Genomic DNA, 17,141 nt, shown 5'->3' with positions numbered 1-17,141 from the left:
AATTTATTGAATGAACATCGCATCTCCAAAAGAGAAGAAGCGATATCTTTCCTTCACTGCCTCCTTATACGCTGCCATAATATGCTCTTTCCCTGCCAGTGCAGATACAAGCATTAACAAAGTAGATTCTGGCAAATGGAAGTTTGTGATCAGACAGTCAATTGCCTTAAATTTATAACCCGGATAGATGAAGATTTCTGTGTTACCACAGCCCGGATGGATGATTCCATTCTCATCTGCCACGGATTCAAGTGTTCTTGTACTTGTTGTTCCAACTGCGATGATTCTGCCACCATTTTTCTTAGTGTCATTAATCATTTTCGCTGCGGTTTCTGTTACGTTATAGTATTCAGAATGCATATGGTGTTCGAGTACATTTTCCACTTTTACCGGGCGGAAAGTTCCAAGTCCAACATGGAGAGTTACGCGGGCGATATTTACGCCCATATCTTCAATCTGTTTTAACAGTTCTTTTGTAAAATGAAGTCCAGCTGTCGGTGCGGCTGCGGATCCTTCATACTTTGCGTAAACGGTCTGATAACGGTTTTTATCCTGTAATTTATGTGTGATATATGGAGGCAGAGGCATCTGACCGAGGCGGTCTAATACTTCCTCAAAGATTCCTTCATATTCAAAATGTACAAGACGGTTTCCATCTTCTAATACATCAACGATTTCAGCTTTCAGTTCTCCATTTCCAAAGACTACTCTTGCACCTGGACGGCATTTCTTGCCCGGTTTTACAAGTGTTTCCCAGACATCATTTTCTTTTCTTTTTAATAACAGAATTTCAATGTGGGCTCCGGTATCTTCTTTTGTTCCGATAAGACGGGCTGGGATAACTTTTGTGTCGTTGATAACCAGACAATCTCCCGGATGAAGATACTCTGTAATGTCATGGAAAATACGGTGAGCTATCTCACCGCTTTCCTTGTTAAGCACCATCAATCTTGATGAGGAACGGTCTTCTAGCGGGTCCTGGGCAATCAGTTCCTGTGGAAGATCAAAATTAAAATCACTTGTTTTCATCATGCTCTTAATTCAACTCCCATTTTTTCAAGTTCTTTAAGAATCTTATCTACGATCTTGTTGATTTCAGCAGCTTCTAAGCTTCGTTCTGGGGAACGGAATACAAGGCTGAATGCAACGGATTTATATCCTTCTTCAATCTGAGAACCTTCGTAAACGTCAAATAACTGGATGCTCTCTAATAACTTGCCGCCTTTTTCTTTCATTACTTTTTCAAGGCTTCCTACGAAAACATCTTTTTTCATAACAAGACTTAAGTCTCTGTTTACTGCAGGGTATTTTGCTACGCCTTCGTATCTTCTGTCGAAAGTAGCCTTTTCTGTAACAGTTGGAAGGTCGATTCCTGCTACATATGCTTCACACTTCATGTCGTAGTTTTCGCATACTTCTGGATGTACCTGTCCGATAAATCCGGCATAAGCTCCGCCTACATAAATGAGTGCCTGTCTTCCTGGGTGTAAGAAAGGTTTTTCCTGGGATGGCTCGAAGTCAACTTTGCCGTCAAGACCAAGTTTTAAGAACATTTCCTCAAGAACACCTTTTAACATGAAGAAGTCACACTCGCCGTACATACCGAGAGTTAAACGCTTTCTTTCGTCTGGAAGTTCTGTTAATGGCAGAGCCTTTGGAAGATATACGTTACCGATTTCGTAGAGACGAACATTTTTATTTCTGTGGTTATAGTTACCTGCTAAAGAAGTTAAAATACCATTTAACTCGATCGTTCTCATGATACTGTAATCTTCTCCAAGTGGGTTTGCGATTACGATTGCCTGACGTAATGGGTCGTTGTCAGCAAGAAGTAACTTGTCAAATACTTTAGGGCTTTCAAAAGAATAGCACATTCCGCCGCAGAATCCGTTCTGCTCAGCGATGTTCATAACAACATCTTCTACTCTTGCAGCAAATGACTTCTTACCTGCAGTTGCCTCGCCGTGAGGAAGTGTGGTAGGAATGTTATCATATCCAAAGAATCTTGCTACTTCTTCTGCGATATCTGCAGAACATCTTAAATCCTGACGGAAAGATGGGATGAGTAACATATTTGTTTCTTTGTCGTAACCGATTTCAAGACGGTCAAAGTATTCCATCATCTTTTCTTCAGATACATTTGTTCCAAGAAGCTTATTGTATTTTGCTGGCTCGAAAGGAATCTTTACGTCTTCTACTGGATTTGGATATACATCTACAACACCACCAACAACTTCACCAGCACCTAACTCTTCTACTAACTGGCAGGCACGGTTGATCGCTTCTAATGCGTTCTCTGGGTCAAGACCTTTTTCAAACTTACCGGAAGCATCTGTTCTAAGACCGATTCTCTTAGAAGAAAGACGGATATTTGTTCCATCAAATGTAGCTGCCTCAAAAAGCATTGTCTGAATATCATCTGTAACCATGGAGTTTTCTCCACCCATGATACCAGCGATACCAACAGGACCTTCCGCATCGTTGATCATTAATACATCTTTATCAAGCTTTCTTTCCTGTCCGTCAAGTGTTGTGTATACATCACCGTCATTCGCACGTTTTACAACGATTTTATGACCTCTGATCTTATTTAAGTCATAAGCATGCATTGGCTGTCCGTACTCTTCCATAACGTAGTTTGTGATATCTACGATATTGTTGATTGGACGGATACCCATAGCTGCAAGTCTTCTCTGCATCCATTCTGGCGATGGAGCTAACTTGATATTCTTTACGATTCTTGCTGTGTATCTTGGACATAAATCAGTAGCTTCTACTTCTACAGAGATATAGTCTTCTGCTTTTTCGTTATTTCCAACTTCTTTTACTTCTGGAGCATAGAATGGCTTTTCAAATGTAGCTGCTGCTTCTCTTGCCATACCAATCATGCTGAAACAGTCTACACGATTAGAAGTAATTTCAAATTCTACGACTGCATCACGAAGTCCTAATGCTGCTACTGCATCGTCACCTGGTTTTACATCTTTGCTCTCATCAAAAATGTAAATACCGTCTTCTGGTGCTTCTGGATACATATCGCGAGTGCTTCCTAATTCTTCAATAGAACACATCATACCGTAAGAAGGAACTCCACGAAGTTTACCTTTTTTAATCTTAATTCCATTTTCAGGATTTGGGCTTCCGTCATGTCCGCCCGCAACACGTCCGCCATCTAAAACAACAGGAACCATAGCTCCCTTAAATACGTTAGATGCGCCTGTTACAATCTGTACTTCCTCGTCACCTACATTTACCTGACAGATAACTAATTTATCTGCATCTGGATGTTTCTCGATTTTTTCAATTCGTCCAACAACGATTTTCTCCAGATTCTTATCAAGGTATACTGCATTCTCTACGTGGGAACCAGACAGAGTCATCTTGTCTACATATTCCTGTACAGTACAATCCAAATCTGGAACATATGCTTTAATCCATGAAATTGGTGTATTCATTTTTGTCTCCTTTTATATCTATAAACTTAAATATATTTTGAATTTATCTTACCGAGATAATTCTAGTTTCTCATCATGTTAACCTTTTTACATTTCATCGAATTAGGTTTCTCGGTCTTACTAAAAAATATTTGAATAATTCTTTCTGCTGATTGATGAAATAACTTTTCAACACGCTCTAGAACTGCTTAAGGAATCTGGCATCGTTCTCATATAACAGACGCATATCATCAATCTCATATTTTAAGAGTGTAACTCTCTCAAGACCGATTCCGAATGCAAATCCTGAATATACTTCTGGGTCGATTCCGCAATCGCTTAATACCTTAGGGTGTACCATTCCACATCCAAGAATCTCGATCCATCCGCTTCCCTTACACATACGGCATCCTTTTCCACCACATTTGAAGCAGGATACGTCTACCTCTGCACTTGGCTCTGTGAATGGGAAATGATGTGGACGGAACTTAACCTTTGTATCTGGTCCAAAGAATTCCTCTGCCCACTGCTGTAATGTTCCCTTTAAGTCAGCAAATGTGATTCCTTTATCTACTACAAGTCCCTCTACCTGATGGAAAGATGGGGAATGTGTTGCATCTACTTCGTCAGAACGGAATACACGTCCTGGTGCGATAACACGGATTGGCATACGGCCTGTTTCCATGATACGCGCCTGTACTGGGGAAGTCTGTGTACGAAGAAGGATGTCCTTTGTAATGTAAAATGTATCCTGTTCGTCCTTTGCAGGATGGTTTGCAGGGATATTTAACAGTTCGAAGTTGTAGTGGTCATACTCTACTTCAGGGCCTTCTACTACTTCATAACCCATACCGATAAATACTCTTTCAAGGTCATCTAATGCAATCTGGTTTGGATGACGATGTCCTACTGCTACCTTTTTACCTGGTAAAGTTACATCAATAACTTCCTTTTTCATCTTCTCTTCACGAAGTTTCTTCTGGATAGCTGTTCTCTTCTCTTCCATCTTTGCTTCGATACCGGCACGTGCCTCATTCACCATCTGACCTACCTTTGGTCTGTCTTCTGGTGCAACATCCTTCATTCCTTTTAACAGGCTGGATAACTGTCCTTTTTTACCAAGGAAAGCAACTTTAACATCATTAAGCTTGTCAATGCCTGCTGCATCTTCAATTGCAGCAAGTGCCTGCTGACGAATCTGCTCGATTTTCTCTTTCATGATAAACTCCTTTATTTTTAAATTAATTTACTTTGGTAAATGATGATAACGGTTCTTTATTAAACTTGAGCTATTCAGAATTCCGTATTCCAAATTTACAGTCAGTAATTCTCAAAGTCTGAACAGCCACATATGACTTGAACAAACTTATAAAAACTATATCTCTACTCTGATAGTCCTTATCTGATGATCTTTATGTTATAAAAAGCAGGTAAGTTGATAAACTATTTATAACATAAAAAAGTCCCTTTTTAACCGAAATTAAAAAGGGACGAATAAATCCGCGATACCACCCTGATTCCTGAATATACTAAATGTTATTCAGGCTCTCATTCACGCGTAACGTGCGCATACGACATTCCTTACCTGATTACGAATCAGTCTCCGAAATGCAGCTCCAGTGTGGAAATTCGAAATATAACGGAGCCTCGGAGAACTTCCAGCCGATGATCCTCCTTCTCTAACGGTACATCATACTTCTACTGTGGGCAAAAGCCCCACTTTCAACGCTTTTTCAATGAATAACATTGTAACGCAGGGAAAAATTAATGTCAAGAGCTATCCTGAATTTCTCTCTAACATTAATCAAATTCAAGGACATTTAGAGCATGTTTAAAAATGTTCTGGCGAAAAATCAGCTACAAAAACAAGTACGAGAAAGACTTCAATAGTATATTAATCCCATGCAATTCGCCCTTCCATCATCAAAAGCTGCTGCCCCATTCTCGAAAATTCCCCCAGCACAACTTTTCTCCCTTCGGCTGTCTTGTACCAGTCTTCTCTGGAAATGCCATCTACCACTACTGGATACACCAATATTTCTATCTCTGGAAATACCATCGAGTAATAGAGATACGACCTTCTGGAATGGTGCGCCTTGCAGCAAAGAATTGCCTTTTTCAAATGGATATCTTTCTTCTCAAGCAGGACTTTTGTTTTTTCCGCATTTTCTAATGTATAGGTTGCCTCACACTCTTTTAAAATAGCAGAAGCCGGAACTCCATTCTGTATCAGGACTGCCTCTAAGAAATCTGCCTCACAAGCAAAATCTGCTCCGTATTTCTGCCCTTCTTTTGAAACACCCTGAAAACTCCCCTGTACTTTCGTGTAGCCTCCTGATGGCAATAACAACGGGGCATATCCATCTTTATAAAGCCTTGCCGCTTCCTCTGTATGTTCTGGTCTGGCACAGCCTGGAATAAAGATTGCATCTGCCTTTTCGAGTTTATCTTCTAAAAATATATAATCTGTAATTTCCTGAATCTGTTTTTCATCTAAATGATACATTTTTCTACCTTCTATTACTCTATTATCCATTATTGCTGATTTTCATCTTTGTTTTTATTTGCTTTATTCTTCTTCCGATCTGCTCTCTCATCTTTCGACTTCTGGCGCATCTTCTCTGTCTGGGCTCTTTGCTGCTTACGCCAGTTCGGACGGAGTGTTCGGATAAGCAAATGGTAATTATCTTTATTTTCCAGAAAATAATTCACTTCTGCACCATAAAAGACCATCGACATACAAAAATACAGCCATAAAAGAAGAATCATAATTCCTGCCATACTTCCATAAATATATGAGAAATTTGTAAAGTTATCCATATAAATAGAACACCCTACAGAAACCGCCACCCAGCCAAGTGTTGCAATCAAAGCTCCCGGAAACTGTTTCCGAAAACTCGACACTCTATTTGGAATCCATTTATAAATTATCATAAATAACAGCGTGAGAAATATCAGGGAAAATATAATTCTTTTATGCATAAAATATCCAAGTATCGGAACTACAAAAGGAAATTTTTGGAGAAAATAACTATATAAGCTGTTACCAAATACCCACATTACAAGCATGACGCTTATCATAAGTGCAAATAGTAATGTATACACCAGACTAAATAGACGTATCGCAAAATAATTTCTATTCTCGTCAATATCGTACACCGAATTCAATCCAATAACGATAGAATAAACTCCACGCGAAGAAGACCACAGTGCCGCAATGATAGAAATCGCAGATACTGTAGTTCCCGTCTTTCGATAAATTTCATTTACAATACTTTTAATTAATGATCCTTCCTCAAAAGAAATCATTCTTGTCAGTATCACTATGATGTCATCTTTTGAAAAAGGAATGTATCTGGTTAAGGTCAGCAGGAATATCATAAATGGAAAAATAGAAAGGAGTATAAAAAAGGCAGACATCGCCCCGAATGCTCCCACATGATCATCACTGCATTTTTTCAGGAAATCCATAACCAGTTCGTATAAATTTTTAATCCTCTTTCTTGCTGGCATACTTTCTCCTCTTTATATTTTTAACTTCATACTTTTATATAGCTGCTTCGCATCATAACTTTCTCCATAGTTTAAATCAGATCTCGCATAGCCGATTTATCATACAATGTTTTCATAATTTAAGCCATATGCCACAACTATAATCAAAAAAAGAAAAGCCGCCTCATTCACATGAGACGGCTATAAAGCATACACCCAAAATGCCGTAGCCTGCGATTTTGAGTCCTAGCCAAAGCCAGGTGGGTAACTTCAATTGAACTTCTGACTTCCTCTCAAAAGGGGAGGCTTGCCATCCCTTCAACAATTTTAGTTTCCCAAGTTCAAAAATGTAGGTTCAAAATAGCAGGGGGTCTCGAACATCCCAGGCTAGTATACACATACTATAACGTAATTGCTCTTAAATTTCAAGATTAAATTATCTACTTTATTGTAAAAATATTACTTTTTATATTTCGACACGTTATGCACAAACATATCACATATACTTAATTAATAACATAAATAAATTCCGCAAAAAAATTATAATATTTATCAATACTACAGCTTCTATGCAATATTCCGTGTCAACTGCAACGAAATCTTGACCTAATCCAGATAAAGTCTTCCATCTCTCACATGATAATCACGATTTTTATGACGGAGCAGTGTATGTTTCATATAGTGAAGTAAATACTCCTCCCCTCTCATATCCAGCATCGTAAGAAGATATCTTGCCAGATAATCCGCCTCATCATCTATAAGCATCATATGCCTTCCGTTTAAATAGTATGCCAACGCACTGCCATCATTATACTGTTCTTTTAAATAATTTTTGCTGGCACTGATACGATCAATAACCATCTCTGCCACATATTTCTTCGGCATCTTCATTCCGACAAGCTTGCCGCCCGGATTAATGCTGTAATCAATCCAATATTCAAAATGATGAAGATTCCTTCCTTTGTGATGAAGCCATCCCCTTGAACAGTTCTTTAATTCCTTTTCCCGGTTAATCGGACTTCTGTCTCCCTGATAATAAATAATTCCCGGAATAAATTCAATCGGTGTATATTTGGACAAATCATGAAGAAGTCCCTGCTTATAAAGTCCCACTTTAAAACATGTTTTCATTACTAACATTTTGTGGTGGGTAATCGTGCAAAAATGTCCTTTTAAATTTTTAAATATATTCATTCTCCTACTCCTCCAAGCCATTCTCTCTTACAATTATACATCATTATTAACACTTTTCTTCAAAAAAATTAAAAAAAGAATTCTCCTTAACATAAATTAAAGAGAATTCTTAGAACCATTTAGGAAATTTTATATATTGTACAGCTTGTTCTCCGAATTTTTCAAACACGCTCTGAAGCATGTTTGAAAAATCATTAGTGCCTACTTAGCCGATTCTATATACTGTGCAACTCGCTCCGCAGACTTTCCATCACAATAAGTGAAATACTTCTTACAAAATGCTTCCTGTTTGCTGTAATCATACTCATCTAATTTACTTAAATGCTCGGCAAGTTTTTCTTCAGAATCTACCATCGGTCCAACCTGTACTTCTTCCATAGTACAAACAAGTTCTTTATCTTTAAGGACTTTATCTGCATCATAATTTGTCATAAAGATTGGCTTTCTCATAAGAGCTGCCTCAAACATCGTATCTCTGTAATCTCCAACAACGATATCTGCTGCACCTACCGCTTCTCTTAAAGATATATCCTTTGTTATATTTTTAGAGAATCCCTCTATTTCAATATTCTGTATATACTGTCCTTTTGGAAGAGGAATATTACATACAACCACAAACTTATCTCCAATGAGTTTTTTCAGCCGCTCGAGATTCAGTAATTCTTTATAACCACTTGCAGCCGTTCTGTTTCGCAATAATGGCATATACAGAATTACTTTCTTATCCTGTGCTTCTGGGAATAAAGCAACTACTTTTTCTTTGGATTCTTTGATAAACTCTTCATTGAAATATATGTCTGTCTGACAGCTTCCTTTCATTTCAAAGGCTTTTTTTTCTCCAATTCCATACATCTCAGATATTACCGGCATTAACTCTAAAGAAGGGATTGGAAAATGATCAATATGCATACGCTTTTGGATCATTTCTTTATATTCTAAAGGTTTCTTTGCCATTCTTATTGTAGTTCTTCTTCCATGAATAAATGGGAATGCAGATTCTCCAAGTACGATAACTTCTGTCTCTTCTCGAAGTGTCATCATAGCAAGGTATACCAATGGTTTTAAGCAAATAATAAATCTTGCTGTTGCTATTTCCTTCAGAAGATCTTCTTTGTTTGTATATTCTTGTGCCTTAACTTCTTTAACAACAAATGTATCTTGTGCTTCTAAAAGTTTTCCTAAGGTATAGAATCCTGTATAGCTTATCTTTTTACCATCTGCCATAAACAGAATCTTATTTTCCACTGGATTCTCAGAAACTAAAGAATTATAAATCTTCTGCTTTTCAATCTGATCCACCGTCAGTTTCTGTATCTTCTGTTCAAACTCTTCATTTCTCTGCATCGTTTTTTCAGGAATGAGATAGCCGCCGCCCTGTGTATCGGTTTCTTTAAGCTGATACATCTTTCTATATTCATCCTGTACTGGTTTAAAGGATCTTGCTACAGAAATACGAATGTTTCTTGTAAACTTACCTCTTGGCACTTTCTCTTTCATCTTTTCAAGATCTTCTGCTGTAAATGCAGGAGCAAACTCTTTTTTCTGTCCATATAATGCTACAGAATCAACCAGTGGGGCAAGTACCTTGATAAATATTTCATCTTCCTGATAGGTCTTATAATAATCTAAAATGAAATTATATAATCCCCGGTCTAATTTTTCTCTGTCTGTAACATCCAATGCTTCATAATTTCTTGTGAATTCAAGAAGATATTTTTCCATAGCGTTAAATAACTCTTTATCATAAGAAATATTATTGATAACCGGTTCATATTTTCCATTTACCAGTTTATAAGATTCAATACTCTTATATGGCATGTTGGCAAAAATAGCCTCTATGAATAACTGTGATGCATTATCTGTTGTAAAGTTATAACGGATATTATCTTCATCAGAAGCTAATATTGTTCGTGAATAATAGAAATAGGATTTCGCATCATCTCCTGCAATCGTCTTCCACAGAGATGTAAAGTTCTCCTGAGTGTATCCTCTTCCCCAATATTCAACCATAGCAAACTTTTCTGTTTTATCAATTTCCTGTTCTAAGTATCCGCAAACAGATACTCTTTGTTCTTTCGCCAGATTAAGAAGATATTCTTTGTATTCTGTAGAGTTTTTGAATATCTCTACAAGACGATTCTTTTCATTAGGCTCAATTTCCTCTTCCTCTTTCAAGTAGCTTAACTTAGGGAAAAGTTCCATAAACTTCTCTTCTGATAAAGACATAGCCTGCAACAGCTTATCATAAGTGGTAACACCTGCAAAATTTCCATAACTAAACCAGAATCCCTCATCAATATCATGTACAAAAGATGGGATTCTCCATGCACGTCTTGATGCATAAATGTATTTTGTTTTTATATCAATATTTTTCATCTTAATAATTTCGTCTGCTATACGTTTAAGATGATATCCGTCTCTTGATACAAAATATAACGTCTCGTATCCTCTAGCCTTCGCATCCTTTAACAGCCAATCAATATAAGGGACAAAGCAAAGTGATACATAACTGTATACAAACTTTTCTTTATCAAATAAATGGTTTTGACGGAATCTGGCCATCAATGCTGCAACCAGATAGGAATCATAGCTATCAAGCTGCTCGGTTAATTTCCCTTCAAATTCATTATATTCAGGTTTTTCAATCTGATTAGCTACAATGCCTAAACGGCGTGGCATATTAACATCCGGTACTCTTCCATCTCCTGTATGAATCCATTTGCCAAAATCATAAAATGGTTTAAAGCTCTTATATACCTCTAAGAATAACTTTCTCGTAGTTTTCTGTACGCCATACTCACTGGAAAGGAACAGAGGAATCTGTGTCAGAACCGGATCTGCCTTTTCAAGCATTTTCTCAATGATTTCCTTAGGCAGGTACATATCACTGATTAATACAACGGTCTCCTTATTCTCTAATAACTTCTTTACTTTATTGATATTTTCTGTTAAAGGAATCGTATTAGCAATCTCTATTTCCTGCTCGCACTTCATAAGAAATGCTGCCTGTTCATCTGTCAGATTATATACCCACTGCAGTTTATCAAAAATATCCTTCATGTAAATTTCACGACGTTCTGAATGTCTGCTTTCCATTGTTTTATGATAGCATTCTCTTACATCCGCTTCTGCAAACATACGCAGTTTCGGATATTCTTCTACAAAATATTCTGGATAATTTAAATCGCTCTTCTTTATCACTTCTTTTACTTTATAGAAAATTCCCTTTGGATCTAATACTTTTCTTGAAATTAAAGTATCAAAGATATCAAAGCTGTACAGTGTAGGAAATTCTCTTTCAACTGGAGTGAATTCTAAAGTCTGATTAACAATTTTTTCAAAGGAATCTTTATCGGAGTATTTCCAATATAGATTACTGATGCGGTCAATTCCCTTCAAATCATCTCTATCTTTATACGTTTTAATCGCCTGCAGCAATTCAGAGAAACTATAGCATAATTCTCCCGTTGTTACCTCCATATAATCATGGTTCAGACCTTGTACAGCCTCATCATAATCAAATACATAACGAATATAATGAGATACACCTGCGCTGACAAAATCCGTAAAAATAGAGGAGTAGTCAATAACCGCCAGATCTATTTTATCTATAATCTCATAAATATCATCTCTATTATCCCAGAATAATAAATATGGACAATCTTCATATTTTTCTTTCATTTTTAAATAAGCATATTCATTCTCCATAACTGGATGCATTTTAAAAACAAATAACAGTTTCTGGCGCTTACATACTTCGATCAACTTCTCAATATCTGGAATAGCTATATGAAATGTATCTTCACTAAGTGCTTGTCGGTATGTTGGTGCATATACTGCTATTTTATAACTTTCATCTAACCCTTTTGCCTTTAAAATATCATGGTCAAATGTAGTAATCGGTTCAAAATATTTCTGGTAAATATTTCTCGGATATCCAGCTCTGACAACCTTATCTTCGTCAACTCCACACATTCTTTTAAAATCATCTACCATCATAGGAGAAGGACATAAAAATAACTGATTATCTCTATAATACTGATTATGCAAAATATATTTATGAGCAAGTCCCTCAGCCATACCACCTGTTGTTAATACCCTTTCAACATCTTTTGCTCCAACCCCATGATAAAGATTTAAGTATTTCACATGACGCATTCCCTTTGGAATTCCGATTTTTACCTGTTCAGCAACAAGTACACCTGTTTTTTCAATTGCCCGGTCAGCTTCTAATGTGTCTAAAGTATATGCTCTGTATCCTAAATTTCTTACATACTCTGTGGTTTCTTCACTTCCACTTAACCAGTAAGCAGTAATATCTTTTCTGTACTTATTTACATATACAAATAAATATTTCGGATTACCACGAAAATCATTTCCAGCCTGTCCGGCATTAAAAGCCCATACAAGATTTTTATCTTCTTCTGTTATATCAATGATTTCCTCTTCCACATTTTCTGTCACTTCAATCTCTTTTGCTTTTTCTTCCTCTTTCTGTTTTTTCTTAGAAGTTGCTGGTTTCAAACATCCTTTTAATAATTCTTTAAAAGACTTTTTCATAAATTTTTACCTTTTTCTCCTATACCTTATTTTTACTTTTTAGCTCATTTCATCTAACTACATTCCCGGCGTACAAATTACAGGAATAATTTCCCAGACACGCTCGAGAAATAAATAGTCTTATTTTACAATCTTACAGTAATTCTGTCAAACTTTTAAGCATATTATTCCTTGCTTTTTTCCTGCTCTTTTTCTAAATTTACTGTATCCCGCACCAGATATATCGGTCTTCTCCTAATCTCTCCTAAAATAACCGACAAGTATTCTCCGATAATTCCCAAAAGGAAAAACAGTACGGTAAACATAAAACAAATTACAACGATAATTGTTGTATATCCTCCCGGTGCACCAACGTGTATTTTCATATAAATAGAATAAATAATCAGAAGCACACTTGCAATTCCGGCAGATGTTCCACAAAGAGATGCTATTTTTAATGGTAAATCAGAATAACTGATCATTGCTTTAACGGAAAACCTGAACAGATTACGAAGACTGTATTTACTCCTGCCACCTGCCCGCTCTCCTGCTGTATACTCTATTGTCGTTTTTCTAAAACCGATACTCTGCACATAGGCCCGGAGGAAACGGGAACTTTCTCTAAAATGCTTTCTTAGCACTTCCGCCGGTCTTTTTGTAACTGCAAAAAAATCAGAAGCATTCTCCTCAAAATGTGTTTGTGAAATTCCATTTAATATTTTATAAAATAATTTTGATGTAATATTCTTAAAAAGTCCTGCGCTTTTATTGGACATCCGCACCATGCTGACTACCTCATATCCCTGATGAAATGCATCTAAAATCTGTGGGATACATTCTACCGGATGCTGTAAATCTGCATCCATACAAATGACTCCGTCACCTGTGCTGTAATCAATACCTGCTATCATCGCCGCTTCATGTCCATAATTTCGGGAAAAATGAATGACTTTTACCTTTTCTGACTCCATTGCCAGACGGTCTAATATAGCCGGAGAAGCATCTTTGCTTCCATCATTGACAAAAAGAAGTTCATATTCACACGGCAGACTTTCTACTACTGGCACAACAGCCTGATACATCTTGTCCAAAACTGCTTCTTCATTATATACAGAAATAACAACGGACAATTTATTAATTATATTCATTACCTGTCCTTTCTTTTTATTTTCTTTTTCCATAATAGCATTTCCCAAAAAACTTCGCAACCAGACCCTTTTTGTTTTTCATAATGTTTTCTTGATTCTTACTTTATAAGATGACCATTTTATTTGTGACATCCTCCCTCACCTATAGGACACCACTGAAAAAGTACCTTAGATACGGGAGTCTTCTTGCTGGAAGAGGATAAAATGTGCTTTTTCTGCGATTATTTTTTGATATTCTTCTTTCATAAAGTGATTATTTCATTTACGAATTACGATTTTCATGCGGTTATTCCTCGATATTCTCCTTTACAAAGTACTTATTTCATGCTAAACTCGGTTAGATACGACAGTTCATTTGTACCATCCTGTCGATAAACAAAACCAGGACAGCATTTTATTTTAACCGGAAAGATTTGACGAGAATATATGATTTAGAGATGCTGTGTGTTTGCAGCATCTTTTTTATTAGGAGGATTTTTAATGTATATTTTAGAAACAGAGCAGTCCTTCGATTCCGCCCATTTTTTAAGTGGCTACGAAGGCAAATGCAGTAACCTCCACGGACACCGATGGAGAGTTGTGGCTCGAATTGCTATGGACGAATTAAATAAAGAAGGCCAGACCAGAGATATGGTCATTGATTTCGGGGATTTCAAGAACGCTCTTAAAAAGCTTACTGATGCTTTAGATCATTCTTTCATTTTTGAAACAGGTTCTTTAAAAGAGAGAACAGTTGCCGCATTGAAAGACGAAGGATTTTTACTTCATGAAGTTCCTTTCCGTCCGACTGCAGAACAGTTTTCCCGCTATTTTTATGAACAGCTTAAGGGACTGAACTTCCCTGTATATGACATTTCCGTATACGAAACACCGACAAACTGTTCCACTTACCGGGAGGCTTCTTTATGATAACCTATCCCGTAGTTGAAAAGTTTGTAAGTATCAACGGCGAGGGACAAAAAGCCGGGAAAATCGCAGCATTTATCCGAATGAGAGGCTGCAATCTTGCCTGCAATTACTGTGATACTTCCTGGGCCAATACAAAAGACTGCCCTTGTGAATTTTTATCTGCCGAAGAACTAATCACCTGGCTCAAAGAACATTCCATAGAAAATGTTACTTTGACCGGGGGAGAACCTTTACTGACAGAAGAAATTGCTCCCCTGATTGAAGCTCTTGGTACTGCCGGTTTTTCCGTAGAGATTGAAACCAATGGAAGTGTTTCTCTTAACACTTTCGATACACTCGCTCACCGCCCGGCTTTTACTATGGATTATAAATGCCCGGACAGCGGCATGGAAAATGCAATGAACACAGACAATTTTTCCCTGCTTATTCCTAAAGACACCGTAAAGTTTGTTGTCAGCAGCATTTCCGATTTAGACAAGGCAAGGGAAATCTGTATACAATATAAAGTTGCCGAGCATTGCCCTATTTTTTTAAGTCCGGTATTTGGAAGAATTGAACCAAAAGAAATTGTTGAATATATGATAGAACACCATTGGAATGAAGCCCGTCTCCAGCTCCAGATGCACAAGTTTATCTGGCCGCCGGAACAGCGCGGAGTATAAAAGGAGGAAAGAAAACATGGCTATAGATAAAGATGCCATTCGTGAACACGTCAGAGGCATTCTCGCCGCCCTCGGTGATGACCCTGATCGTGAAGGATTGAAAGAAACACCCGACCGTGTAGCCCGTATGTACGAGGAAGTTTTTGAGGGAATGAACTACACCAATCATGAAATCGCCATGATGTTTAATAAATCATTTAAAGACGATTTATGTGTCGGCTCCGATAAAAAAGATATCGTCTTAGTTCGGGATATCCCGATTTTCAGCTATTGCGAACACCACATCGCCCTCATGTACGATATGTCTGTTTCCGTAGCATACATTCCAAAAGAAAAGGTTCTCGGATTAAGCAAAATCGCAAGAATCTGTGACATGGCTTCTAAACGCCTTCAGCTTCAGGAACGAATAGGCTCCGACATCGCAGAAATCATGTGCGAAGCCGCTGAGACAGACGATGTTGCTGTAATCATCCACGGAACACATAGCTGTATGAGCGCACGAGGAATCAAAAAAGAAGCCGCATCTACTGTTACAACTACTTTCCGCGGACGCTTTGAGACAGATGCTACCATTCAGAGCCAGCTTGCGATGATGCTGCATGCGTAAAATAAGGACATAAAAACTCATATTCAAAATTATCTATATAATAAATAGAGATTTACCATCACACACGAAAGAAGGAATCATTCATGCAGGAACTTAAAAATAAAGATGCTGCTGTTGTTGTTTTCAGCGGCGGACAAGATAGTACTACTTGCCTTTTCTGGGCATTAAAACGCTACAAAAAAGTAATCGCTTTATCATTCGACTATCATCAGAAACATGTAAAAGAATTAGAGTGTGCAAAGAAAATCTGCCGTGATCATGAAGTAGAACACCACATCATGGACATGAGCCTCTTAAACCAGCTCGCTCCTAACTCCCTCACACGAGTAGATATCAAAGTAGACGAAAGCGCACCAGAAGAGGGAACACCAAACAGCTTCGTTGACGGAAGAAATCTTCTCTTTCTTTCCTACGCTGCAGTATTTGCAAAACAGAGAGGCATCACAGACATTATTACCGGCGTATCCCAGAGCGACTTCTCCGGCTACCCAGACTGCCGTGATATGTTCATTAAGTCTTTAAATACAACCCTCTGCCTCGCTATGGACTATCAGTTTGATATTATCACACCTCTGATGTGGCTCGACAAAAAAGAAACATGGGCTTTAGCAGATGAACTTGGCGCATTCGATATTATCAGAAATGAAACATTGACCTGCTATAACGGAATCATTGGGGACGGATGTGGACACTGCCCATCATGTAAGCTGCGCAAAAAGGGACTTGATGCCTATTTGGCCTCTAAATAGGCATTTGCCGCAGGCAAAGAGACGCCCCCGAAGAGAGTCTAGTCCCTATATTTGTGACTTTAGTCGCGACGATTTGAATGCTCGCATCCAAACCTTGCTCCGAGGCCACAAATATAGGGACTAGACTCTCTTCGGGGGCTGTGCTTTGGCTGGGGAGAAAATTGCTATTTATTACTGGAGGGATTTGAATAGGCTCCAGAAGGATGTGGCTTTCTGTGGAGTTGTTTTTTGAAGGACTGATACTTGAATTATTGTTGTAGTATGCTGAAAACATATTAAAACAGATGCATGTATAATATTTTTTCTTATTAATCTTGTGTCAATCCTGAAAGATTTAACTTTCCGAATTACTTCTATCTCTCCTGATTTCTCCCACAAATCACTTCAGCAATAAATAGGAATTTCAT

12 protein-coding genes and 1 other RNA gene are annotated in these 17,141 nt (G+C 37.6%); 4 read left to right on the top strand and 9 right to left on the bottom strand.

The window, feature by feature from the left end; translation table 11 throughout:
* Positions 1 to 3 precede the first annotated feature (3 nt).
* The 9 genes from queA to EUBHAL_RS00505 form a co-directional block, all read right to left on the bottom strand.
* Positions 4 to 1,029, bottom strand: coding sequence for a tRNA preQ1(34) S-adenosylmethionine ribosyltransferase-isomerase QueA (queA, locus tag EUBHAL_RS00540; protein ID WP_044921216.1), 1,026 nt, complete (start codon positions 1,027 to 1,029; stop codon positions 4 to 6).
* The gene (gene pheT, locus EUBHAL_RS00535; RefSeq protein ID WP_005343515.1) at positions 1,029 to 3,455 is read right to left on the bottom strand and encodes a phenylalanine--tRNA ligase subunit beta; all 2,427 of its coding nucleotides are present in this window, start codon (positions 3,453 to 3,455) and stop codon (positions 1,029 to 1,031) included. The genes queA and pheT overlap by 1 nt, the downstream gene beginning before the upstream one ends.
* Positions 3,456 to 3,633: 178 nt before the next feature.
* Entirely contained in the window at positions 3,634 to 4,653 is a 1,020-nt protein-coding gene (pheS, locus tag EUBHAL_RS00530) for a phenylalanine--tRNA ligase subunit alpha (protein ID WP_005343513.1), read from the bottom strand.
* A 675-nt stretch (positions 4,654 to 5,328) separates the two neighbouring features.
* Positions 5,329 to 5,970, bottom strand: a complete 642-nt coding sequence (locus tag EUBHAL_RS00525; RefSeq protein WP_005343512.1) for a YdcF family protein — start codon at positions 5,968 to 5,970, stop codon at positions 5,329 to 5,331.
* A complete protein-coding gene (locus tag EUBHAL_RS00520) occupies positions 5,970 to 6,947 on the bottom strand; it encodes a YihY/virulence factor BrkB family protein (RefSeq protein WP_005343510.1) in 978 nt (325 codons plus the stop codon). The genes EUBHAL_RS00525 and EUBHAL_RS00520 overlap by 1 nt, the downstream gene beginning before the upstream one ends.
* 188 nt (positions 6,948 to 7,135) lie before the next feature.
* Positions 7,136 to 7,318, bottom strand: a non-coding RNA gene (gene ssrS / locus EUBHAL_RS15075) — 6S RNA.
* 214 nt (positions 7,319 to 7,532) lie between these two features.
* Positions 7,533 to 8,120, bottom strand: a complete 588-nt coding sequence (locus EUBHAL_RS00515; RefSeq protein ID WP_022170558.1) for a DUF5662 family protein — start codon at positions 8,118 to 8,120, stop codon at positions 7,533 to 7,535.
* 201 nt (positions 8,121 to 8,321) lie between these two features.
* On the bottom strand, positions 8,322 to 12,680 hold the full coding sequence (locus EUBHAL_RS00510) for a CDP-glycerol glycerophosphotransferase family protein (RefSeq protein WP_005343506.1): 4,359 nt from the start codon (positions 12,678 to 12,680) through the stop codon (positions 8,322 to 8,324).
* 164 nt (positions 12,681 to 12,844) lie between these two features.
* A complete protein-coding gene (locus tag EUBHAL_RS00505; RefSeq protein WP_005343505.1) occupies positions 12,845 to 13,840 on the bottom strand; it encodes a glycosyltransferase family 2 protein in 996 nt (331 codons plus the stop codon).
* A 447-nt stretch (positions 13,841 to 14,287) separates the two neighbouring features.
* Between EUBHAL_RS00505 and EUBHAL_RS00500 the strand changes: the two genes are divergently transcribed.
* From EUBHAL_RS00500 to queC, 4 genes are all read left to right on the top strand, one after another.
* On the top strand, positions 14,288 to 14,716 hold the full coding sequence (locus tag EUBHAL_RS00500) for a 6-pyruvoyl trahydropterin synthase family protein (RefSeq protein WP_044921203.1): 429 nt from the start codon (positions 14,288 to 14,290) through the stop codon (positions 14,714 to 14,716).
* Positions 14,713 to 15,378 (top strand): putative 7-carboxy-7-deazaguanine synthase QueE, encoded by a 666-nt coding sequence (gene queE, locus EUBHAL_RS00495; protein WP_005343501.1) that lies wholly within the window; start codon positions 14,713 to 14,715, stop codon positions 15,376 to 15,378. Before EUBHAL_RS00500 ends, queE begins: the two co-directional genes overlap by 4 nt.
* Before the next feature lie 16 nt (positions 15,379 to 15,394).
* Positions 15,395 to 15,985 carry a GTP cyclohydrolase I FolE gene (gene folE / locus EUBHAL_RS00490; RefSeq protein ID WP_005343499.1) on the top strand — a complete coding sequence of 197 codons (591 nt, stop codon included), beginning with the start codon at positions 15,395 to 15,397 and terminating at the stop codon, positions 15,983 to 15,985.
* Positions 15,986 to 16,068: 83 nt separating this feature from the next.
* A complete protein-coding gene (gene queC / locus EUBHAL_RS00485) occupies positions 16,069 to 16,734 on the top strand; it encodes a 7-cyano-7-deazaguanine synthase QueC (protein WP_005343498.1) in 666 nt (221 codons plus the stop codon).
* Positions 16,735 to 17,141: the final 407 nt, after the last annotated feature.

Origin of the sequence: Anaerobutyricum hallii DSM 3353, from assembly GCF_000173975.1 — a bacterium.
GTDB lineage: Bacteria > Bacillota > Clostridia > Lachnospirales > Lachnospiraceae > Anaerobutyricum > Anaerobutyricum hallii.
The sequence above is the reverse complement of the archived record's forward strand: the minus strand, read 5'-3'. Positions and strand labels throughout refer to the sequence as shown.